This is a genomic window from Streptomyces sp. AHA2 (genome assembly GCF_036857595.1).
Lineage (GTDB): Bacteria > Actinomycetota > Actinomycetes > Streptomycetales > Streptomycetaceae > Streptomyces.
The window spans coordinates 77051-98858 of sequence record NZ_JAUQWJ010000020.1 but is presented as its reverse complement, the minus strand read 5'-3'; the positions used below and the strand labels follow the sequence as shown (position 1 = coordinate 98858).

Genomic DNA, 21808 nt, shown 5'->3' with positions numbered 1-21808 from the left:
CCGAGACCGGGCTCCCCCTTACCTCCCCCGGAGGGGGAGCCCACCCGCACCAGCAAGGAGCACACGTGAGGACCGAAGCCATCAAGGTGACCGGTGCCAGGGAGAACAACCTCAAGAACGTCTCGCTTCGGATCCCGAGACAGCAACTGACCGTCTTCACCGGTGTCTCCGGCTCGGGCAAGTCGTCCCTGGTGTTCGACACCCTTGCGGCCGAGGCCCAGCGGCAGCTCAACGAGACCTTCAGCGCGTTCGTCCGGACCTTCCTGCCCGACCACGGGCGGCCGGACATGGACGCCGTCGAGAACATCTCCGCGGCCGTCGTCATCGACCAGAAACGCCTGGGCGGCAACCCGCGCTCCACCGTCGGCACCGTCACCGACATCAACCCGCTGCTGCGTCTGCTGTTCTCCCGGGCCGGTGATCCCGCGGGCCTGCGACCGAGCGCGTTCTCCTTCAACGACCCCCAGGGCATGTGCCGGACCTGCGAGGGCCTCGGCACGACCGTCCGCCTCGACCTCGACGCGTTCCTCGACCGCACCAGGTCCCTGAACCAGGGCGCGCTGCTGCACCCGGACTTCTCCACCGACAGCTGGTACTGGCTGAGCTACGTGGAGTCCGGCCTGTTCGACAACGACAAGCCGCTGGCCGACTTCACCGAGCGGGAATGGCGGCTGCTGCTGCACGGCGAACTGCCGGACAAGCTCCGCCTCGTCTGGCAGGGCAACACCCTCAACGTCCGCTACGAGGGCCTCGTCGACAAGTTCACCCGGCTCTACGTCAAGAAGGAGGACATGTCCGAGCGCGGCCGCCGGGTGTTCCAGCGGTTCGCCCGCACCGCCTCCTGCCCCGACTGCGACGGCACGCGCCTCGCGCCCGCCGCGCTGGCCACCCGGATCGGCGGCCACCACATCGCGGACCTCACGGCGATGGAGGCCCAGCACCTCGTACACGTCCTGGCGGAGCTGGACCTGCCGCGGGTGAAACCGGTCCTGGACGACCTGACCACCCGTCTGCACCACCTGGTGGACATCGGCCTCGGCTATCTGAGCCTCGACCGGGAGACCCGCACGCTCTCGGGCGGCGAGTCCCAGCGGATCAAGATGGTCCGGCATCTGTCCAGCAGTCTCACCGAGATGCTGTACGTGTTCGACGAACCGAGCATCGGCCTGCACCCCCGGGACGTCCACCGACTCAAGGACCTCCTCATCGCGCTGCGGGACAAGGGCAACACGGTGCTCGTGGTCGAGCACGACCCCGACGTCATGGCCATCGCGGACCATGTGGTGGATATGGGCCCGAAAGCCGGGACGCTCGGCGGCGAAGTGGTCTTCGAGGGCGGCTTCGACGCGCTCACCCGTGCCGAGACCCTCACCGGGCGCCACCTCCGGCACCGATTGCCTCTCAAGACCGAACCCCGGCGCGCCACCGGGACGCTCACCGTCACCGACGCGACGAGTCACAACCTCAAGAACGTGACGGTCGGCTTCCCCACCGGCGTCCTGACGGTCGTCACCGGCGTGGCCGGATCGGGCAAGAGCACGCTGGTCAACGACGAGTTCCTCAGCCGCTGCCCCGACGCGATCGTCATCGACCAGTCGGCGGTGACCACCAGCCGGCGCTCCAACACCGCCACCTACACCGGCCTGATGGACCCGATCCGCAAACTGTTCGCCAACGCCAACAAGGTCAGCGCCTCCCTGTTCAGCGCCAATTCCAAGGGCGCCTGCCCCAACTGCCAGGGGCTCGGCGTCCTCTACACCGACCTGGCGTTCATGGACACGCTGAAATCAGTGTGCGAGGTCTGTCGAGGCCGCCGCTTCTCCGAGGACGTCCTCGGCCACCGCCTGCGGGGCAGGTCCATCAGCGACGTCCTGGAGATGACGACGGCCGAGGCGGCGGACTTCTTCACGGAACCCAAGCTCCGCCCCGTCCTGCACGCCCTGAACGAGGTGGGGCTGGACTACCTTCGCCTCGGCCAGCCGCTCAGCACCCTGTCCGGCGGCGAGTGCCAGCGCCTCAAGCTCGCGGCCGACCTGCACCGCGTCGGAAGCGTCTACGTGATGGACGAACCCACCACGGGTCTGCACATGTCGGATGTCCACCGCCTCCTCGGCATCATCGAGCGCCTCGTCGACCAGGGCAACACCGTCATCGTCATCGAGCACAACCTCGACGTCGTCAAGAGCGCCGACTGGATCATCGACCTCGGCCCCGAGGGGGGCAGCGGCGGCGGACGAATCCTGTTCGAGGGAACTCCGGCCGATCTCCTGAAGACCACCGACTCCCACACCGCCGCACACCTCCGGCAGGACCTCTCGCCTGCGGGAGGCGTCTGATCATCGGGGCCGTGACGGCGACGTCGTGATCCGGCGTGTTCGCCGCGCCGGACGATTCCGTCGCCGTCCACCCACCCGCCGAGGACGGCGGCCGGCGAGTGGGCAGCGACGGCGGAGTGCGACTGCCGTTCCACGGGCAGGACGGCTCCTTGAGGCCGGCTGCCGTCCGGACGTCCGCGTGACGGTGGTCACGGACGTCCTTCGGGGGGTGCTGCGTAGGCTCGGGCCGTCGTCACGGTGGTCCGCGACAGTGGGTGAAACCCTCCTCCAGCCGCCTGACGGTGCGTCAGACAAGTCGGCGCATGGTCGGCGTGAGTCCTGAAGAACCTGGGGACGCCTGCCCGGACGCGCGACTCGTTGTAGAGTGTGGAAACAGCCCTTGACCTGCAAAAACGCAGGCAGGGAGCCTACTTGTGGGAGTACCCCGATGCTGCGCACCATGTTCAAGTCCAAGATCCACCGTGCCACCGTCACCCAGGCCGACCTGCACTACGTCGGGTCCGTGACCATCGACGCCGATCTGCTCGACGCCGCCGACCTGCTGCCCGGCGAACTCGTGCACATCGTCGACATCACCAACGGCGCCCGGCTGGAGACCTACGTCATCGAGGGCGAGCGGGGATCCGGCGTGATCGGGATCAACGGGGCCGCCGCCCACCTCGTGCACCCCGGCGATCTGGTCATCCTCATCAGTTACGCCCAGGTGACGGACGCCGAGGCGCGGGCACTCACCCCCAAGGTCGTCCACGTGGACGACCGGAACAGGATCGTGGCCCTCGGGGCCGACCCGTCCGCGCCCGTGCCGGACTCGGACCAGCGGCGCGGCCCGCACGCGGTCGGCGCCTGAGCGGCGTATCGACGGAAAGGCGTGTCCATGAGCGAGCCGCGGATCCGCGACGACCGGCCGGCGGGCCGGCTGGAGGCCGTCGCCGGCGGTGAAGTCGTCGGCCGGATCGAGTACTTCGTGCTCGACCGCCCCGAGCGCGCCCTCGTGCCCGTCCACACCGTGGTGGAGCCGGCGCACGAGGGCAAGGGCATCGCGGGCGCACTGGCCCGCGAGCTGTACGCCATCGCCGGACGCGAGCACAGCGCGGTCGCACCGCTGTGCTCCTACGTCGTCCAGTGGGCCGAGCGCCATCCCGACGAGGCCCCTGCGGCCGGTCCGGAGCTGCCGGCCGCCGCGAAGGAGTGGCTGCGCGCCCACCCGGACCGCTTCTGACGAGCGCGGTCGCCGCCCCCGCCGTTACCCCCGCCTGGTCGCCTCCCCGTCCTGCGGGGGAGTGACTGCGCACGCGGGTGCCGGGTAGGCGGGGGAGTAGTCCAGAGCCGGAGTCGAGCCACTGGCTGGAGGACCAGATGACGAACCCGTATCCCGATCCGGTGCCCCCCGCACCGACGCCCGGCCCGGATCCGCAGCAGCCGGACCCCCCGGGCCCCGACCCCGTGCCCAATCCGCAGCCGCCGCCCGGCCCGGAGCCGACGCCGCCCCCGCCGTCGCCCACCCCGCCGCCGGGGCCGACGCCGCCGGGGCCTCCGGGTCCCGACCCGGTGCCGGGGCCCGACCCGTCCCCGATCCCCCCGGGGCCGGAACCCGTGCCGAACCCCGAGCCGGGCCCGCCCCTGTCCTGACCCCCGACACGCCCCGTGCGGAGTCGGCAGGCAGTACCCCGCGCCGCCACGGCACCGCCCGCGCGGACACGCACGGAGGCACGGCACGCGAAGGGGCCGGTGGACACCCGCAGCAGGGCGGTCCACCGGCCCCTCGCCGGTTGCGGGGCGGCCCCCGCTACGCCGTGACCTCCGACCGGTCCCCGCCCCACAGCGTGTGGAACGACCCGTCCCGGTCCACCCGGCGGTAGGTGTGCGCGCCGAAGAAGTCCCGCTGCCCCTGCGTCAGCGCCGCCGGCAGCCGCTCCGCGCGCAGGGCGTCGTAGTAGGCGAGCGCCGCCGCGAAGCCGGGCGTCGGCACGCCCTGGCGGGTCGCGGCGATCAGCACCTCGCGCCAGTCGTCCTGGGCGTCGGCGATCTCCCGGGCGAACGTCTCGTCCGACAGCAGGCTGGGCAGGTCCGGCCGGGCGTCGTACGCGGCGCGGATCCGGTCCAGGAACGCGGCGCGGATGATGCAGCCGCCCCGCCACTGCGCGGACACCGCACCGAGGTCGATGCCCCAGTCGTACTCCTGGCTGCCGGCGGCGATCTCGTGGAAGCCCTGCGTGTACGACACGATCTTCGACGCGTACAGCGCCTGCTCCACCCGGTCCGCGAACGCCCGGGCCTCCGCCTCGCCCATCGGCTGCGCCTTCGGCCCGGCCAGGCCGCGCGAGGCCTCGCGCAGCGCCGCGTGGCCCGACAGCGACCGCGCGAAGACCGCCTCGGCGATGCCCGACACCGGCACGCCCAGGTCCAGCGCGATCTGCACGGTCCAGCGGCCGGTGCCCTTCTGCTCGGCCTGGTCCACCACCACGTCCACGAACGGCTTGCCCGTCTCCGCGTCCACGTGCGACAGGACCTCGGCCGTGATCTCGATCAGGTAGGAGTCGAGGCGGCCGGTGTTCCAGGTGCGGAAGATGTCCGCGATCTCGGCGGGGGAGTAGCCGGCGACGTCGCGCAGCAGCTGGTACGCCTCGCCGATGAGCTGCATGTCCGCGTACTCGATGCCGTTGTGCACCATCTTCACGAAGTGCCCGGCACCGTCCGGGCCGACGTGCGAGACGCACGGCGTGCCGTCGGCCGCCTTGGCCGAGATCTTCTCCAGCATCGGGCCGAGCGAGTCGTAGGACTCCTTCGGGCCGCCCGGCATGATGCTCGGGCCGTTCAGCGCGCCCTCCTCGCCGCCGGAGACGCCCATGCCGACGAAGTGGATGCCCTGCTCGCGCAGGTCCCGCTCGCGGCGCCGGGTGTCGGCGAAGTGCGCGTTGCCCCCGTCGATGATCATGTCGCCGGGTTCCAGCAGCGGTGCGAACTCCTGGATCACCGCGTCCGTGGGGTCGCCGGCCTTCACCATGACGACCAGCCGCCGGGGCCGCTCCAGCGCCGCCACGAAGTCCTTCGCGCTCTCGCACGCGACGAACTCGCCCTCGCCGCCGAACTCCTCGACCAGGGCGTGGGTGCGCGAGGGCGTCCGGTTGTGCACCGCGACCGTGTAGCCGTTGCGGGCGAAGTTGCGGGCGAGGTTGCGGCCCATGACCGCCAGTCCCGTGACGCCGATCTGCGCTGTACTGCTCATTCGGTTCGCTCCTGAAGACCTAGGTGTCGGTGCCGCCGGTGGTGCCCGCCGGCCTGGTCCGTCCGACCATCCTGACGTGCCGCTGTTCCGTCCGCACGCCCGGGTCGCACGACGCCGCGCAGCCGGATACGTACGAAGGGCCCCGCGGTACTCAGCGGACGTACCAGGTCCGCATCAAGCGGGGGTGGGCGCAGCCAGCGTCGGGTCCTGGCCGGATCGGCGCAGCGCCTCGGCGACGAATCCGGAGGTCAGCAGCTCGGTCACGAGTCCGCTGAGGAACCGCGTGGTCCGGGGGAGCCGCTCCTTCGGGGTCCCCACGGCCTGCCGGATCGTCATGAACGCGGGTTCGAGCAGGCGCAGGTCGGACCGCTGGGAGATATGCGCGGTCAGCGGCTGGCGGATGCCGGCCGCCACATCCAGGTTCTCGGCGTGGAAGACATCGACCCCCTCGTCGCCGCGCACCATGGTGGCGCGACGCAGGGTGCGGCTCAGGTGGAGGTCGTAGGCGGACCCCTTCTTGACTCCGACCCGCACTCCGTCCCGGTCCACGTCCTCGGCAGAGACGAACGCCGAGTTCACGGGTGCCGCGTACACCCCCTCGATGTGCACGTACGGCGTGCTGAAAGCCACGTCCTTCTCGCGGTCCGGATCCACGGCCAGGAAACACAGGTCGGCGTGGCCTCCGGCCATCGCGGCGTACGACTTGCGGGCGGCATCGAAGCAGATGAACCGAACCGGCAGAGCCAGACGCGTGGCGACCTCGCGGGCGAGCTCGACAGTGACCCCGGACGGCTCGTCGGGGGTCCCTTGGGCAAGGACCGGGTTGCCGAGGTTGATGGAGGCGCGCAGCACTCCGGTGGGGGCCAGGTCGTGCGCGAGTTCTACGTCCATGGTCGTCATGCCCCCACCCTAGGAGGCCGGTTCGCCGCATCCTCTGCCGCGCCCCGTGGCCGGGATGCGTGACGGCGCAGCCGGTCGAGCGCAGCCGGTCGAGCGTCCCGCTCACCCGCGCGCCGCACGCGCGCGCCGCACCCGAGCACGCTGCACGCGAGCACGCTGCACGCGAGCACGCTGCACGCGAGCACGCCGCACGCGAGCACGCCGCACCGCGCCCGCGCATGCCGCCCCGCGTACGCCGCCCCCGCGCACCGTGTGCCGCAGGGGATGCACCGCCGGGGCGCGCGTCGCGCAACTGGGGCCTCATACCGGCCATCCGGGCCTCCGCGCGGCCGATAGGCGTCTTGTTCCGGCCGGTTCGCAGCGCTTACTTTTGCCCCTCCTGACGCATGTCTAGGGGGGCTCCCGATGGCCGTACGCGGCCGGCACCGCCGGTATCAGCCGAACAGGATCAACCGCGCCTCACTCACCGTCACGGCGGGCGGCGCCGGTATGGCGCTGCCGTTCATGGGCGCGTCGCCCGCCCAGGCCGCGGACGTGGACACCTGGAACAAGGTCGCCGCCTGCGAGTCCAGCGGCAACTGGAGCATCAACACCGGCAACGGCTTCTACGGCGGACTGCAGTTCACCCAGTCGACGTGGGAGGCCTACGGCGGCCGGGCCTACGCGGCGCGGGCGGATCTGGCCTCGAAGGACCAGCAGATCGCCGTCGCGGAGAAGGTCCTGGACGGGCAGGGGCCGGGCGCCTGGCCGGCCTGCTCGGTACGGGCCGGACTGACCCGGGGCGGCGGCGAGCCGGACATCCGCCCGGCCGCCGGACGCACGCAGCAGAAGGACACGCGCAAGAAGACGTCCATCGAGGACGTCCGGCCCCAGTCCACGCCGCAGTCCCGCGCGGGCAACGCCGAGATGTACACGGTCGTCCGCGGCGACACGCTCTCCGGCATCGCCGGGGAGCACGAGGTCAGGGGCGGCTGGCGCGGACTGTACACCGCCAACCGCGCCACCATAGGCGGCGACCCCGACCTGATCGTGCCGGGCCAGCGGCTCGCGCTGCGCGGCGAGGGCGCAACGAAGACGCGCCCCGCGCCCCGGCCGGCCGAGAAGGTCCGCCCGGCGCCCGAGAAGCCGGCGAAGGAGCGGGCACGGGACGGGGCGAGGAAGGACAAGGCCCAGGACCGGCACAAGGAAGCGGGCAAGGAGCGCGCCGCGCGGTCCACCGCCAGCCGTCAGGGACTCGTCGCCCCGGTCGGCGCCTCCCCGGGCACGCCCTACCGCAAGGCGGGCTCCGCCTGGTCGAAGGGCTACCACACCGGCGTCGACTTCCCCGTGCCCACGGGCACGACCGTCAAGTCCGTCGCGGCGGGCAGCGTGGTCAGCGCCGGCTGGGGCGGCTCGTACGGCTACCAGGTCGTCATCCGGCACTCCGACGGCCGCTACAGCCAGTACGCGCACCTGTCGGCGATCTCCGTGCGCGACGGGCAGTCGGTGAGTGCCGGGCAGCGCATCGGGCGCTCGGGCTCCACGGGCAACAGCTCGGGCCCGCATCTGCACTTCGAGGTGCGGACGGGGCCCGGTTTCGGTTCGGACGTCGACCCGGTGGCGTACCTCAGGGCGGGCGGCGTCACGATCTGACGCGCGCGCGGTGCCGGTCGAGCACCGGCAACGGGACGTAGGGGATGCCGTAGAAGGGGGCGTAGGGCAGCGGGCGTCCCTCGCCTGGCACGACCGGCGGCTCCCCGCCGGCGTGCGCCGCGTCCGGGGAGGCCCGCGGCACGGCGGCGCCTGGGGAGGCCCGCGGCACGGCGGGCCCGGGCCCCAGCACGTCCTGCACGAGCAACGGCCCGCGCACGCCCCTGCCTTCCGCCCCGGCCGCGCGCGCCTCGCACACCCCGACCGGCACGCCGCCCGGGGCGACAGGCTCGGGCAGGTCCGCGGGGCTGTCGGGCACGCCGCCCACGGTCACGGACCCGGACAGCCCGGCCCGGCTGTCGGGCACCTCTGCCGGGATCACCGGCTCGGACAGGCCCGCGGGGCCGACCGGGACACCCTCCACGGCGACCGGCTCCCGCTGCTCCCGCGCCAGCCGCTCCGTCGTCAGCAGGATCAGGCCGCCGGCCGCCACCACGCCGCAGCTCAGTGCGAGCGCCGTGCCGGTCGTGCCGTAGCGGAAGGTCTCGCCGAACATCGTGATGCCGACCGCGGCCGCCACCACCGGGTTGACGACCGTCAGCGTGGCCAGCGGGGCGGCGAGTCCGGCGCCCCGGTAGGCGGCCTGGGACAGCAGCATGCCGGCCGTGGCCAGGACGCCGATCACCGCGAGGGACGGCACGTCGGCCGCCGAGACGCCGCCGGTCCAGTCGACCGCGACGGTCTTGGTGAAGACCGAGGACATGCCGAACGCGATGCCCGACGCGGTCGCCAGCAGCGTGCTGCGCACCGCGGGGTGCCGGTGCGCGGCCCGGGCCGCGAGCATCAGGGCCGTGACCACGCCCGTGGTCACGAGGGCGACGGCCACCCGTTCCGCCCCGCTCAGCGACTGCGCGTCGGACGTGGCGACCAGGGACAGCAGACCGGCGAGCCCGACCGTCGCCATGATCGCGCCCCGCCAGGCCGTGGCCCCGGCCCTGCGGCCGACGAACAGCGCCGCCATCGGCAGCGCCACGACGATGGTCAGCGCGCCGAGCGGCTGCACCAGGCTCAGCGGACCGTAGGCCAGCGCCACCACGTGCAGCAGACCTCCGAGGCCGTTCAGCGCGACCGCCGCCCACCAGCCCGGCCGGCGCAGCGGAGCGTACTGCTCGCCCGGCGAGGACTCCGCCACCCGCTCCTGCACGATCGCCCCGCCCGCGTAGGCGAACGCGGACACCAGCGACAGCAGGACGGACAACGCGAGGGCGCTCATCGGCTGCTCCTCTGCGTCGGGCGGGGGCGCTCGGCCCGGCGCGGCGAACGGTCGGCTCTCATGTGCAACACCCTGCCGTGTCCGGGTCTTCCCGTCGTCGTCCCTGAGCACTCATTGGGTCCTACTGCCGATGGAGTAGGGGCGAACCACCGTCATCCCCAGGGTGGGTGCCCCGGGTAGGGGGTCCCCGGACAGCACCCCTGAGGGGTCTTGGTACTACTGCTCTTCGTGGACCTCGACCCCGACCTCGCCGCGCTCCGCCCGCTCGGCGGCTTCTTCGTGCTGCGCACGGACGGAGCACGAGCGGACTCCCTTCCCACTCTGGCACAGGCGTACGCCCCGACGGCACCCGATGTGCCCGGAAATCCGCTGGTTCTCCGCCTGCGGAACGTCGCCGCCGCCCTGAACACCCGCGAGGTGCGGGTCGCCGCGTCGGTGACGCAGCAGGGGCTGGCGGCCCGGCTCTGGTCGGTCGCCCTCGGCAGCGCCGTGCTGTGCGGCGCCGTGCCCGACCTCGACGCCGGGCGCCTGCGCTGGGACCCCGCCGCCGGCGCGCCCGACGACCTGCGGCTGACGGCCGTACGGGCGCTGCCCGCCGACGCGGCGACCATCGCGGACGTCGTCCTGCGCGGCCATCTCGACCCCCTGGCCCAGGCCCTGCGCGCGCACTGCCGCCTCGCCCCGGGCCTGCTGCGCGGCAACGCCGCCTCCGGGCTGGCCGGAGCGGCCCGTGAGCTGGACCGCTGGGCCCGGCGGCACGGCCGTGCCGACGCCGCCGCGCGGGCGGGCTCCCTGACCGCCGAACTGCTCGCCCGGCCCGGGCTGGCGGGGGCCGGGACGCTCACCGGCACGGCCTTCCGGCGCCGCAGCTGCTGCCTGTACTACCGGGTGCCCGGCGGGGGTGTCTGCGGCGACTGCTGTTTCCCGCGGCCGCCCCGCTCTTCCGCCCGGGCCGCTTTAGGGTGACCATGAAAGGGAACGGCCGCTGAGAGCAGGGAGTTGCGGGTGCGAGTGGGACTGCTGACCCGGGAGTACCCGCCGGATGTGTACGGGGGTGCGGGCGTCCACGTGGAGTTCCTCGCCCGGGAACTGAGACCGCTGGTCGATCTCGACGTGCACTGCTGGGGCGAGGGCCGCACCGACGGCGTACGGCGCCACCGGTCCTGGTCCGCGCTGGACGGGGCCAACGACGCGCTGCGCACCTTCTCCGTGGACCTGGCGATGGCCGCCGCGCTCGAAGGCCGCGAGCTGGTCCACTCCCACACCTGGTACGCCAACCTCGGCGGTCACCTCGCCAAGATGCTGTACGGCATCCCGCACGTGATGACCGCGCACTCCCTGGAGCCCCTGCGCCCCTGGAAGGCCGAGCAGCTCGGCGGCGGCTACGAGCTGTCCAGCTGGGCCGAGCGCACCGCGATCGAGGCCGCGGACGCGGTCGTCGCCGTCTCCGGGGCCATGCGCGAGGACATCCTGGGCTGCTATCCGGGGCTGGACCCGCAGCGCGTCCACGTCGTGCACAACGGCATCGACACCACCCTGTACCGGCCGGACCCCGGCACGGACGCCCTGGACCGGATCGGCCTGGACCGCTCCCGCCCGTACGTGCTGTTCGTCGGGCGCATCACCCGGCAGAAGGGCGTGCCGCACCTGCTGCGCGCGGTGCGCGACATCGACCCGGCCGCGCAGGTCGTGCTGTGCGCGGGCGCCCCGGACACCCCGGAGATCGACCAGGAGTTCCGGGAACTGTTCGCGGAGCTGAGCGAGGGCCGCGACGGCGTGTTCTGGATCCCGAAGATGCTGCCCCGCCCCGAGGTGATCCAGCTCCTGACCCATGCCGCGCTGTTCGTCTGCCCGTCGGTGTACGAGCCGCTCGGCATCGTGAACCTGGAGGCGATGGCCTGCGGCACGCCCGTGGTGGCCTCGGCCGTCGGCGGCATCCCGGAGGTCGTGGACGACGGCAGGACCGGTCTGCTCGTCCCCGCCGGCGAGGGTTTCGAGGCCGGGCTCGCCCGGGCCATGGACACCGTCCTGGCCGATCCGGAGGCCGCGCGGCGCATGGGCGAGGCCGGGCGCGAGCGCGCGGTCGACGAGTTCGGCTGGGACGCGGTGGCCCGCCGCACGGTGCGGCTGTACGAGGAGATCGTCAAACAGGCTTAGTGGGTACTGGTCAGGGGCAGGCATCGGGGAAATCGGCGTGAGGGGAGCGGCCATGCGTGGTGGTGGTGGTCCTTCGGTCCTGGGGATCGTGCTGGCGGGCGGTGAGGGCAAGCGGCTGATGCCCCTGACCACGGACCGCGCCAAACCCGCGGTGACCTTCGGCGGCACGTACCGCCTGGTGGACTTCGTCCTGTCCAACCTCGTCAACGCCGGCATCCTGCGCATCTGCGTCCTGACGCAGTACAAGTCGCACTCGCTGGACCGGCACATCACCACCACCTGGCGGATGTCCAACCTGCTGGGCAACTACGTCACGCCCGTCCCCGCCCAGCAGCGCCTCGGCCCCCGCTGGTACCTGGGCAGCGCCGACGCGATCCTGCAGTCGCTGAACCTGATCTACGACGAGCGCCCCGAGTACGTCGCCGTCTTCGGCGCCGACCACGTGTACCGCATGGACCCGCGCCAGATGCTCACCCAGCACATCGACAGCGGGGCGGGCGTGACGGTGGCGGGCATCCGGGTGCCGCGCACCGAGTCCTCGTCGTTCGGCGTGATCACGCCCGGCTCGGACGGGCAGACGGTGGAGCGCTTCCTGGAGAAGCCGACGGCGCCGCCCGGCCTGGCGGACGACCCGAACTGCGTGTTCGCCTCCATGGGCAACTACATCTTCACCACCAAGGCCCTCATCGAGGCGCTGAAGCGGGACGCGGAGGACGAGTCCTCCGTGCACGACATGGGCGGCTCGATCCTGCCGCAGCTCACCGACCGGGGCGAGGCCGCGCTGTACGACTTCAGCGCCAACCACGTCCCGGGCGAGACCAGCCGTGACCAGGGCTACTGGCGGGACGTCGGCACCCTGGACGCCTACTACGAGGCCCACATGGACCTGATCGCCGAGCGGCCCGCCTTCAACCTGTACAACCGCAGTTGGCCCATCTACACGCACTCGTACCAGCTGTCGCCGGCCCGCTTCAACGCCGGCGGCATCGCCAGCGAGTCCATCATCAGCGCGGGCTGCCTGGTGCGGGGACAGGTGACCCGGTCGGTGCTGTCGCCGGGCGTCGTGGTCGACCCCGGGGCGGTGGTGCAGGGCTCGGTGCTGCACGACAACGTGCACGTGGGGCGGGGCGCGGTGGTGCGCGGCGCCGTCCTCGACAAGAACGTCGAGGTTCCGCCGGGCGCCACCATCGGTGTCAACCCCGAGCGGGACGCGGAGCTGTACACGGTCTCCAAGGGCGGCGTCATCGCCCTGGGCAAGGGGCAGCTGGTCACCTGACGGGACGGCGAGGAGGACTTTGTCCTGCCTCTGGACGAAGCCCTGGATCCGTGCTGTCATGCCAACGTCTTGTACATGACAACGTTGGCATGGAGGTTCCGTGCGTCCCCGACGCCTCAGAAACCGCCTCGCGTTACTGCTCGCCGCACTCCTGGCCCTCACCGGTCTGGCGTCCGCGCCCGCCCTCGCGGACGAACCCGCCGAGATCCACGGCCTCAAGGGCGAGTACTACACCCACTCCGCCCCCGGCGCCTTCGACTTCCACACCCTCAGGGCGACGACCTTCGAGAAGAACCTCGACTTCGACAACCTCGAGCCGCGCCTGAACTTCACCACCGGCCGGTCCGACGACGTCAGCGTCCGCTGGACGGGCAGGATCGTCCCGCGGGAGACCGGCTCCCACACCTTCTCCGTCACCGCCGACAACGGCTTCCGCCTCTGGATCGACGGCACCCTCGCCATCGACCACTGGGTCGACGACTGGGACCGCGAACAGACCTCCGCACCCGTCGAACTGACCGCCGGAACGCCGTACGACATCAAGGTCGAGTACTTCGAGCACTACGGCGGCTCCAACTTCCACCTGCGCTGGACGCGCCCCGGCGCCGCCAAGGAACCCGTCCCGCAGTCCGCCTTCCGCCTCCCCGAGGGCTACGACTACGACGGAGCCCTCGCCGCGACCGTCCAGGGCAGCGGCCGCACCCTGAAGCTCGACTTCGCCCGGCCCGTCGCCGCGCCCCCGGCCGGCTTCGCCGAGCACCTCACGGCGGTGATCGGCGGTGCCGTCTGGCCCCTGGGCGCCGCCCGGCCCGACCCGTCCGACCCCACCTCGCTCCTGGTCGCCCTCGAGGAGCCCGTCGTGGGCAACAGGACCGGCACGGCCAAGGGCTCCGCCGACGTCCGCTACGACGGTGAGGGCGGCCTGTCCGACACCGAGGGCAACGTTGTCGGCGCCTTCTGGACCAGCGGCCCCAACCACTCGACGTACCAGCTGCGCACCCGCTGGGCCGACGAGGTCGGACCGGACAACGCCCTGCCCGAGTACCCGCGCCCGCAGCTGACCCGGGACGAGTGGCGCAACCTCAACGGCCGCTGGCAGTTCGCCGCCGCCGAGCCGGGCGAGCAGCCGCCCGTCGGCAGGACGCTGAAGGAGCGCATCCTCGTCCCGTACCCGGTGGAGTCCCAGCTCTCCGGCATCGAACGGCACGAGGACCGCATGTGGTACCGCCGCACCTTCACCGTCCCGCGCGACTGGGACATCGGCTCCGGCAAGCGGCTCAAGCTGAACTTCGGGGCCGTCGACTGGCGCTCCGAGGTCTACGTCAACGGCACGAAGGTCGCCACGCACGAGGGCGGCTACGACAAGTTCGGCGCCGACATCACCGACGCGCTGAAGCCCGGCCGCACCCAGGAGCTGATCGTCGGCGTCTACGACCCGACCGACGCCGCCTCCGGTGAGAACCCGCCGCTCGGCAAGCAGCGCCTGGACCCCAGCGGCATCTGGTACACCCCGTCCTCCGGCATCTGGCAGACGGTGTGGCTGGAGCCGGTGGCCCGCGACCACGTCGACTCCCTGAAGGTCACGCCCGACGTGGCCGGGGAGAAGGTCACCGTCGAGGCCCGGGGCGTCCGCGACGGCGTACCGGTCACGGCGACCGCCTACGAGGGCCGGCGCAAGGTCGCCACGGCCCACGGCCGCACCGGCACCCCGCTGACCCTGACCGTCCACGACCCGCACCTGTGGTCGCCGGACGACCCCTTCCTCTACGAGCTCCGGGTGAAGGTGGGGGCCGACCGGGTCGGCAGCTACTTCGGGATGCGCTCCGTCGCCGTGGAGAAGGTGAACGGCGTGCCGCGCACGGTCCTCAACGGTGAGCCGGTGTTCCTCATGGCCACCCTCGACCAGGGCTTCTGGCCGGACGGCCTGCACACCGCACCCACCGACGAGGCCCTGGCCTACGACCTGAAGGTGCACAAGCAGCTCGGCTACAACTCGGTGCGCAAGCACATCAAGGTGGAGCCGGACCGCTGGTTCTACTGGGCCGACCGGCTCGGACTGCTGGTCTGGCAGGACATGCCGGCGATGACGGCCGGGGTGAACCCGAGCGCCTCCGCCCGTGCCCGCTACGAGCGTGAGCTGAAGGAGATGATCGACGAGCACGTGAGCAGCCCGTCCGTCGTCATGTGGGTGACCTTCAACGAGGGCTGGGGCCAGTACGACGTGGGCCGGGTCGCCGAGCAGGCCAAGGCATGGGACCCGACCCGCCTCGTCAACAACCAGTCCGGGCTGAACCTGGGTGCCGACGGCGACGCCGGCGACATCATGGACGAGCACGGCTACCCGAGCCCCGCCCTGCCGCCCCGCCCCGACGGCAGACGCGCCCTGGTCAGCGGCGAGTACGGCGGCCTGGGCCTGGCGGTGCCCGGGCACGCCTGGTCGGTGCAGCAGTCGTACGTCGACGTCGACCCCGCCACCTACACCGAGGACTACCTCGAGAAGCTGAACGAGGTCCGGGCCCTGGTCTGCCGGGGGAGCAACGGGGCCGTGTACACCCAGATCGCCGACGTCGAGGGCGAGCTGAACGGCCTGCTCACCTACGACCGCGCGGTGCTGAAACCCGACACGGCACAGCTGAGGGCCGCGCACGAGGCGCTGATCCGTGACGCCTCCCGGGTGACTCCCACGGGGTGCCCGGCGCCGCAACCTGTGCTGGACTAGCCGCACATGCACCATGAGTCCCGCCCCCCTCGCCGGGGGCGGGACTCGATCCGCTGCTGTTAACTGTACGTAACGTGATCGTACTTGACCGTAATCGGCTGGGAGCGATTGACTGCTGGCCCACCCGTCGTCGACGCGAGGCAAGCCCTTGACTGCTGATCTGCTCGCTCCTCTCGACCTGGCGTTCTGGAACCTCGAGTCCGCGGACCACCCGATGCACCTCGGGGCGCTCGGGATCTTCACCGCGCACTCGCCCACGGCGGGCGCCCACGGGGCGGACCTGCTCGCGGCCCGGGCCGCCGGCGTCCCCGGACTGCGCATGCGGATCCGCGACGTGTGGCAGCCGCTGCCCGCCGCCCTGCGCAGCCCCTTCGCCTTCGGCGGCGCCGCCCGCGAGCCGGACCCGGACTTCGACCCCCTGCACCACGTCCGGCTGCACGCACCGGCCGCCGACTTCCACGCGGTGGCGGGCCGCCTGATGGGACGCCCGCTGGAGCGGGGCCGGCCGCCCTGGGAGGCCCATGTGCTGCCGGGCGCGGACGGGGACCGCTTCGCGGTGCTGTTCAAGTTCCACCACGCCCTGGCCGACGGGCTGCGGGCGCTGACCCTGGCCGCGGGCGTCATGGACCCGATGGACATGCCCGCGCCCCGCCCCCGGCCCGCCGAGCCCCCGCGCCCCCTGCTCCCGGATGTGCGCGACCTGCCCGGGATGGTGCGCGGCGCCCTGTCCGACGTGGGCCGCGCCCTGGACATCGGCTCCGCCGTCGCCCGCTCCTCCCTCGACGTGCGCTCCGCCCCCGCGCTGAGCTGCGAGCCGAGCGGCACCCGCCGCACCGCCGGGGTGGTGCTCGACCTCGACGACGTGCACCGGATCCGCAAGACCGTCGGCGGCACGGTCAACGACGTGCTGATCGCCGTGGTCGCCGGCGCCCTGCGCCGCTGGCTCGACGAACGCGGCGACGGCAGCGAGGGCGTCGCTCCCCGGGCGCTGATCCCCGTCTCCCGGCGACGCCCGCGCACCGCACACCCGCAGGGCAACCGTCTCTCCGGGTACTTGATGCGGCTTCCGGTGGACGACCCGGACCCGCTGGCCCGCCTGGCCTCGGTCCGGGAGGCCATGGACCGCAACAAGGACGCCGGGCCCCACCGGGGCGCCGGCGCCGTCGCCCTGCTCGCCGACCACGTCCCGGCCCTGGTCCACCGGCTCGGCGGGCCGGTCGTCGGGCAGGCGGCGCGGCTGTGGTTCGACCTGCTCGTGACCAGCGTGCCGCTGCCCAGCCTCGGCCTGAAGCTCGGCGGCCACCCGCTCACCGCCGTCTTCCCGATGGCTCCACTGGCCCCCGGCCACTCCCTGGCGGTCGCCGTCTCCACCTACCGGGGCAGCGTCCACTACGGGCTCGTCGCCGACGGAGAGGCGGTCCCCGACCTCGACGTGTTCGCCGCCGCCGTCTCCCGGGAGGTGGCGGAGCTGATCGAGGTCTGCCGGCCCTGAGCGCACGCGTTTGGCGGTGCGGCCCGGCGCTGAAGTAAAATCCGCCGTTCGAATGCGGGCGCGACCGGCGCGCCACGACGGCAGAGCAGGGAACGCAGCGGCGATGACGGTGACAGAGGACGGCCCGCAGGCCATCAACGAGGCGAGCGGACACCCGTACGGACCCGGTATCGACCCCGAGCGCCTGGCCGTCTGCCTCAGCGTGCTCGAGGAACTCGACGAGCTGGAGATCGACCACCCGGACGCGATCGCCGTGCGCCGGGCGACCGCGGGCGTCTACCGCACGGTCAAGCAGCGCCGCCGCCAGGAGCGCAGGGCCGCCAAGACCGCCCACGACAAGGCGGTCACGGAGGCCACGGCGACCGGCTCCGCCCAGCGCATCGACGACGAGACCGAGGGCCTCCTGCCCTCCTCGCGCACCGAGGAGGGCAGGATCGCGGGGATACTCCAGCGCCCCCGCTCCTGCTACACCTGCAAGACGCGCTACGTGGAAGTCGACTACTTCTACCACCAGCTCTGTCCGGACTGCGCCCGCGTGAACCGCGAGAAGCGCGACGTCCGGGCCGACCTCGCCGGCAAGCGCGCCCTGCTCACCGGCGGCCGCGCCAAGATCGGCATGTACATCGCGCTCAGGCTGCTGCGCGACGGCGCCCACACCACGATCACCACGCGCTTCCCCAAGGACGCCATCCGCCGTTTCAAGGCCATGGACGACTCCGCGGACTGGATGCACCGGCTGGAGGTCGTCGGCATCGACCTGCGCGACCCGGCCCAGGCCGTGGCCCTCGCCGAGCAGGTCGCCGAGGCGGGCCCGCTCGACATCCTCGTCAACAACGCGACCCAGACGGTCCGTCGGCTGCCGTCGGCCTACGCCGCGCTGGTCGAGGGCGAGAGCGCACCGCTGCCCGCCGGTGAGCTGCCCGCCCACCACGTCATCGGCGCGTTCAACTCCGGCGCGGTCGACGGCCTCGCCGCGCTGCCGATCGGCACCAGCGGCCTGGACGCGCAGAAGGTCGCCGACCTCGCCCTGGTCGCGGGCAACGCCAGCGTCGAACGGCATCTGGCCGGCACGGCGATCGACGCGGGCGGCCTGGTGCCCGACGTGGTCGACACCAACACCTGGGTGCAGACCATCGAGCAGATCTCCCCGGTGGAGCTGCTGGAGACCCAGCTGTGCAACTACACGGCGCCCTTCATCCTCATCAGCAAGCTGCGCCCGGCGATGGCCGAGGCGGCGAGGAAGGCGGCGAGCAAGCGGGCCTACGTCGTCAACGTGTCGGCGATGGAGGGCGTCTTCGGCCGCGGCTACAAGGGCGCGGGGCACCCCAACACCAACGCCGCCAAGGCCGCGATGAACATGGTCACGCGCACCAGCGCCCAGGAGATGTTCCAGACCGACGGCATCCTGATGACCTCGGTCGACACGGGCTGGATCACCGACGAGCGGCCGCACTACGACAAGCTGCGGCTCGCCGAGGCCGGATTCCACGCCCCGCTCGACCTCGTCGACGGCGCGGCGCGGGTGTACGACCCGATCGTGCGGGGCGAGGCCGGCGAGGACCTGTACGGGGTCTTCCTCAAGGACTACGCGCCCGGGAAGTGGTAGGGCGCCCCGGGCGGCGGGCCGGTGACGGTCCGCCGGTTCCCGCCGGCCCCCGCGGGGGAACCCGATCCGGCGGGAACACCCCGGCGTGTCTCGAAACGGTCGTCGCTCACCTACGCCGAACGAGTGATTTGTGAAACGCCCATTGGGCGACAAAACGGGACGAAAACCCCCGGTGAACGGCAGATGACGCGCGATCGTTACCGCTTGTTTTCAGCCCCATCGAGCGGGTGTCCGCTCATGTGGTTAACCTGAGGCGGACGGACAGCAGCACGGGTCCTACCCACACCCACGGTCCGTCTGGGACACGCCGGTTCACCACGGCTGCTCTCCCGTGAGTCGACCGGCGCCACCGCGTCCGAACTGCACATGACACGCAACCCCGAGGGGACGTCAGGCGCAGCTGGACCGGCGCGTACGTCCCCAGGGTGACCGACACATAAGGAGTGCGCGGTGACACCGGAGAAGACGAAGCGCGATCAGCGCCCCAAGGAACTCGGCGAGCGCGCCGGCCGACGGGCCGACGAGCTCGGCAGCCTCGACGTGTGGGCCCGTTCGGCCCCGATCCGTCTCGCGGGCTACGAGGACGACCTCGCCGAGCCCCACATCCTGCCCAGCGTCGACTGACGCGGGCGGACCCCCACCGCGATCTCCGCGCGCATGGGCGTGCCACACTCGCACCCATGCTGATCAGGGAAGCAACGGCTGACGACTGGCCTCTTATCTGGCCGTTCTGGCACCGCATCGTCGCCGCGGGCGAGACCTACGCCTGGGACCCGGGAACCTCCGAGGAGGAGGCCCGGGTCCTGTGGATGAACCCGGCGAAGCGCGTCTGGGTCGTCGAGGACGACGGCGGCGCCGTCGTCGCCTCCGCCTACCTCACCCCCAACTACGGCGGCCCGGCGGCCCGTATCGCCAATGCCGGCTTCATGGTCGACCCCGACCGGGGCGGCCGCGGCTACGGGCGGGCGCTGGCCGAGCACCTGCTGACCGAGGCCCGGGCCGCCGGGTACCGGGGCATGGTGTTCAACGCCGTCGTCGAGACCAACCCGGCCGTGCGCCTGTGGACCTCGCTGGGCTTCACGATCCTCGGCACGGTTCCGGACGCCTTCGAGCACCCCCGGCACGGCCTCGTCGGGCTGCACGTCATGCACCGGGCCCTGTAGGCGTCGTGCCCCGGGCCCCGCGGGCGTGTCCGCCGGGCCCGTGGACGAGCCGCCGCCCGCGGTGGGTCAGGGACGGGCGTACGGCCGGGTCATGATCTCCATGTTGTGGCCGTCCGGGTCGGCGAAGTAGGCGCCGCGGCCGCCGAACAGGTCGTTGACACGCCCGGGTTCGGTGTGGCTGGGGTCGGCGTAGTAGGTGACGCCGAGCGTCTCCAGCCGGGCGATCATCGTGTCGAACTGCTCCTCGGGCACCAGGAACGCGTAGTGCTGCGGCTGGACGGGCTCGTCGCGCTTCTCGTAGTAGTCGAGGGTCACGCCGTTGCCCAGGTCGACGGGCAGGAACGGGCCGAACGGGGCGCCGACCTCCAGGCCCAGGACGGTCGCGAGGAACTCCGCCGACAGCCTCCTGTCGGAGGCGTAGACGACGGTGTGGTCGAGGCGGGCGATCGTGGCCGACTGCTCGGTGTGCGAAGGGGAAGACATGGGTGGATGCTCTCCGGGTCTCGGGGTCCGTGACGAGGCGCCGCTGAGGGCGCGGGAACGAGGACGTGGAGGCGTGGGGCGGGGCGCGTGCCCTCTCCGGCGCTCGGACGGGCCGGGGCGGGACCGTCCCCGCCGGGCTCACTCCGAGGCCGGGCGCCTGACTCGTGCATGGCCTACGGCCGACCCGGCAGTCACCCGGCCGACTCTAGTCGACGTGCGCGGTGCGCCGCCACGGCTTTCGCGCCTCCAGTTGCCCCGCCAGATCGAGGAGTCGGCCCTCCGAGCCGGGCCGTCCCACGAGCTGCACCGAGCAGGGGGCGCCGGAGGGCAGCGTGCCGAAGGGAACCGCCATCGCGGGCCAGCCCGTCAGGTTCCACGGTGGCGTCAGGGGCGAGTACGCGGTGTTGGCCAGCAGATTGCGCAGCCAGCCGCGCTCGTGCCACGGCCCGGCCTTGGGGGAGCGGCGGGCGAGCGCCGGGGTGAGGAGCACGTCGTGTTCCGCGAAGAACGGCTCCAGCCGCCGCCGGAGCTTGTCGCGACCCGTGCCGGAGGCGACGGTCGCCACGAAGGGGCGGCCGATGCGCGCGTGCACGCGGGTGCGCCGGGTCAGCCGCCCGGGGTCCAGCGGGCGGGCGTCGGCCGCCGTGCCCGCGGCCCAGTGGGTCAGCGAGGTCGTCGCGAGGGTCGCGGGGTAGGGCGGGTCGGCGCGGCGGACCCGGTGACCCGCCCGCATCAGCACCTGCGCCGCGTCCCGGGCGGCTGCCGCCCAGGGGCTGCCGACGATGGTTCCCGCCAGCGGGCTGCGCAGCGACACGGCCACCCGGAGCGTTCCGGGGCCGGGCGCGAACTCCGTGCCGGCGAGGACCGACAGCACCAGCCGGGCGTCCTCGACGGTGGTGGCGAGCGGGCCGTGCTCGGCCATGCCGAACCAGGTGCTGCCGTCACCCGTCGGCACCACGCCCCGGCCCGGTTTGATGGTGACGAGGCCGCAGTTGGCGGCCGGTATGCGCAGTGAGCCCATGCCGTCGTTGCCGAGGGCGACGGGCACCATCCCGGCGGCCACGGCGGCCGCGCTGCCGCCCGAGGAACCGCCCGCGGAGCGCGCGGGGTCCCAGGGATTGCGGGACACACCCAGCACACCGTCCGTGGTGCCGAAGACGCACAGCTCCGGCACGTTGGTCAGTCCCACGACCACCGCCCCGGCCGCCCGCAGCCGGGCGACCATCACATGGTCGCGGCCGGCCGGCGTGTCCGGTGTCGCGGCCGATCCGATGCGGGTGGACTCGCCGCGCACCGGCAGGTTGTCCTTGACGGCGACGGGCACCCCGGCCAGAGGCAGTTCCGCGAAGTCGCCGCGGGCGGCCAGCTCGTCCGCCTCGGCCAGCGCCGCCCGGGCGCGCACGGCCCGGAACGCCCCCACCCGGCCGTCGAGCCGCTCGATCCGGGCGAGGTGCTCGGCCACCACCTCACGGGGCGTGACCCGCTTCTCGCGGACGGCGGCGGATATCTCGGCGGCGGTGCGGCCGGCCCAGGTGGTCACAGCGGCTC

At 72.7% G+C, this 21808-nt stretch carries 16 protein-coding genes and 2 pseudogenes; 13 read left to right on the top strand and 5 right to left on the bottom strand.

What is annotated here, in order from left to right; genetic code table 11:
• Positions 1-65: 65 nt before the first annotated feature.
• From Q5694_RS29045 to Q5694_RS29035, 3 genes are all read left to right on the top strand, one after another.
• Positions 66-2336 carry an excinuclease ABC subunit UvrA gene (locus Q5694_RS29045; protein ID WP_333936397.1) on the top strand — a complete coding sequence of 757 codons (2271 nt, stop codon included), beginning with the start codon at positions 66-68 and terminating at the stop codon, positions 2334-2336.
• A 427-nt stretch (positions 2337-2763) separates the two neighbouring features.
• A complete protein-coding gene (panD, locus tag Q5694_RS29040; protein ID WP_333936396.1) occupies positions 2764-3183 on the top strand; it encodes an aspartate 1-decarboxylase in 420 nt (139 codons plus the stop codon).
• Positions 3184-3210: 27 nt separating this feature from the next.
• Positions 3211-3555, top strand: a complete 345-nt coding sequence (locus Q5694_RS29035; RefSeq protein WP_333936395.1) for a GNAT family N-acetyltransferase — start codon at positions 3211-3213, stop codon at positions 3553-3555.
• Positions 3556-4122: 567 nt separating this feature from the next.
• Here Q5694_RS29035 and gndA read toward each other — a convergent pair.
• Positions 4123-5562 carry an NADP-dependent phosphogluconate dehydrogenase gene (gene gndA / locus Q5694_RS29030; protein WP_333936394.1) on the bottom strand — a complete coding sequence of 480 codons (1440 nt, stop codon included), beginning with the start codon at positions 5560-5562 and terminating at the stop codon, positions 4123-4125.
• Between the two features lie 174 nt (positions 5563-5736).
• The gene (locus tag Q5694_RS29025; protein WP_333936393.1) at positions 5737-6462 is read right to left on the bottom strand and encodes a transporter substrate-binding domain-containing protein; all 726 of its coding nucleotides are present in this window, start codon (positions 6460-6462) and stop codon (positions 5737-5739) included.
• A 405-nt stretch (positions 6463-6867) separates the two neighbouring features.
• Between Q5694_RS29025 and Q5694_RS34930 the strand changes: the two are divergent.
• Positions 6868-7158: pseudogene (locus tag Q5694_RS34930) on the top strand (transglycosylase family protein); the annotation flags it as partial.
• A 537-nt stretch (positions 7159-7695) separates the two neighbouring features.
• Positions 7696-8094: pseudogene (locus tag Q5694_RS34925) on the top strand (M23 family metallopeptidase); the annotation flags it as partial.
• On the opposite strand, the gene Q5694_RS29015 reads toward Q5694_RS34925, so the two are convergent.
• Positions 8084-9364 carry a DMT family transporter gene (locus Q5694_RS29015; protein WP_333936391.1) on the bottom strand — a complete coding sequence of 427 codons (1281 nt, stop codon included), beginning with the start codon at positions 9362-9364 and terminating at the stop codon, positions 8084-8086. The pseudogene Q5694_RS34925 and the gene Q5694_RS29015 overlap by 11 nt on opposite strands.
• 228 nt (positions 9365-9592) lie before the next feature.
• On the opposite strand from Q5694_RS29015, the gene Q5694_RS29010 reads away from it, so the two are divergent.
• The 8 genes from Q5694_RS29010 to Q5694_RS28975 all read left to right on the top strand — a co-directional run bounded on the left by Q5694_RS29010 (position 9593) and on the right by Q5694_RS28975 (position 19777).
• Positions 9593-10330: a (2Fe-2S)-binding protein gene (locus tag Q5694_RS29010; protein ID WP_333936419.1), complete on the top strand. Its 738-nt coding sequence runs from the start codon at positions 9593-9595 to the stop codon at positions 10328-10330.
• Positions 10331-10369: 39 nt separating this feature from the next.
• Positions 10370-11521: a glycogen synthase gene (gene glgA / locus Q5694_RS29005; protein ID WP_333936390.1), complete on the top strand. Its 1152-nt coding sequence runs from the start codon at positions 10370-10372 to the stop codon at positions 11519-11521.
• 52 nt (positions 11522-11573) lie between these two features.
• The gene (glgC, locus tag Q5694_RS29000) at positions 11574-12797 is read left to right on the top strand and encodes a glucose-1-phosphate adenylyltransferase (protein ID WP_333936389.1); all 1224 of its coding nucleotides are present in this window, start codon (positions 11574-11576) and stop codon (positions 12795-12797) included.
• A 100-nt stretch (positions 12798-12897) separates the two neighbouring features.
• The gene (locus Q5694_RS28995) at positions 12898-15516 is read left to right on the top strand and encodes a PA14 domain-containing protein (RefSeq protein ID WP_333936388.1); all 2619 of its coding nucleotides are present in this window, start codon (positions 12898-12900) and stop codon (positions 15514-15516) included.
• 148 nt (positions 15517-15664) lie between these two features.
• Positions 15665-17008 (top strand): wax ester/triacylglycerol synthase family O-acyltransferase, encoded by a 1344-nt coding sequence (locus tag Q5694_RS28990; protein ID WP_333936387.1) that lies wholly within the window; start codon positions 15665-15667, stop codon positions 17006-17008.
• Between the two features lie 103 nt (positions 17009-17111).
• Positions 17112-18614 (top strand): SDR family NAD(P)-dependent oxidoreductase, encoded by a 1503-nt coding sequence (locus Q5694_RS28985; protein WP_333936386.1) that lies wholly within the window; start codon positions 17112-17114, stop codon positions 18612-18614.
• Positions 18615-19064: 450 nt separating this feature from the next.
• Positions 19065-19238 (top strand): hypothetical protein, encoded by a 174-nt coding sequence (locus Q5694_RS28980; RefSeq protein WP_333936385.1) that lies wholly within the window; start codon positions 19065-19067, stop codon positions 19236-19238.
• Between the two features lie 56 nt (positions 19239-19294).
• Positions 19295-19777 (top strand): GNAT family N-acetyltransferase, encoded by a 483-nt coding sequence (locus Q5694_RS28975; protein WP_333936384.1) that lies wholly within the window; start codon positions 19295-19297, stop codon positions 19775-19777.
• Positions 19778-19843: 66 nt separating this feature from the next.
• On the opposite strand, the gene Q5694_RS28970 is transcribed toward Q5694_RS28975, so the two are convergent.
• Both Q5694_RS28970 and Q5694_RS28965 read right to left on the bottom strand, forming a co-directional pair.
• Entirely contained in the window at positions 19844-20260 is a 417-nt protein-coding gene (locus Q5694_RS28970) for a VOC family protein (protein ID WP_333936383.1), read from the bottom strand.
• A gap of 205 nt (positions 20261-20465) precedes the next feature.
• The gene (locus Q5694_RS28965; RefSeq protein WP_333936382.1) at positions 20466-21800 is read right to left on the bottom strand and encodes an amidase; all 1335 of its coding nucleotides are present in this window, start codon (positions 21798-21800) and stop codon (positions 20466-20468) included.
• Positions 21801-21808 lie beyond the last annotated feature (8 nt).

Coding starts and splice junctions, on each gene's coding strand:
- Q5694_RS29035 (WP_333936395.1), top strand. CDS start 3,211: ATGAGCGAGCCGCGGATCCGCGACGACCGGCCGGCGGGCCGGCTGGAG.
- Q5694_RS28985 (WP_333936386.1), top strand. CDS start 17,112: ATGACGGTGACAGAGGACGGCCCGCAGGCCATCAACGAGGCGAGCGGA.
- Q5694_RS29015 (WP_333936391.1), bottom strand. CDS start 9,364: ATGAGCGCCCTCGCGTTGTCCGTCCTGCTGTCGCTGGTGTCCGCGTTC.
- gndA (WP_333936394.1), bottom strand. CDS start 5,562: ATGAGCAGTACAGCGCAGATCGGCGTCACGGGACTGGCGGTCATGGGC.
- glgC (WP_333936389.1), top strand. CDS start 11,574: ATGCGTGGTGGTGGTGGTCCTTCGGTCCTGGGGATCGTGCTGGCGGGC.
- panD (WP_333936396.1), top strand. CDS start 2,764: ATGCTGCGCACCATGTTCAAGTCCAAGATCCACCGTGCCACCGTCACC.
- Q5694_RS28975 (WP_333936384.1), top strand. CDS start 19,295: ATGCTGATCAGGGAAGCAACGGCTGACGACTGGCCTCTTATCTGGCCG.
- Q5694_RS28970 (WP_333936383.1), bottom strand. CDS start 20,260: ATGTCTTCCCCTTCGCACACCGAGCAGTCGGCCACGATCGCCCGCCTC.
- Q5694_RS29025 (WP_333936393.1), bottom strand. CDS start 6,462: ATGACGACCATGGACGTAGAACTCGCGCACGACCTGGCCCCCACCGGA.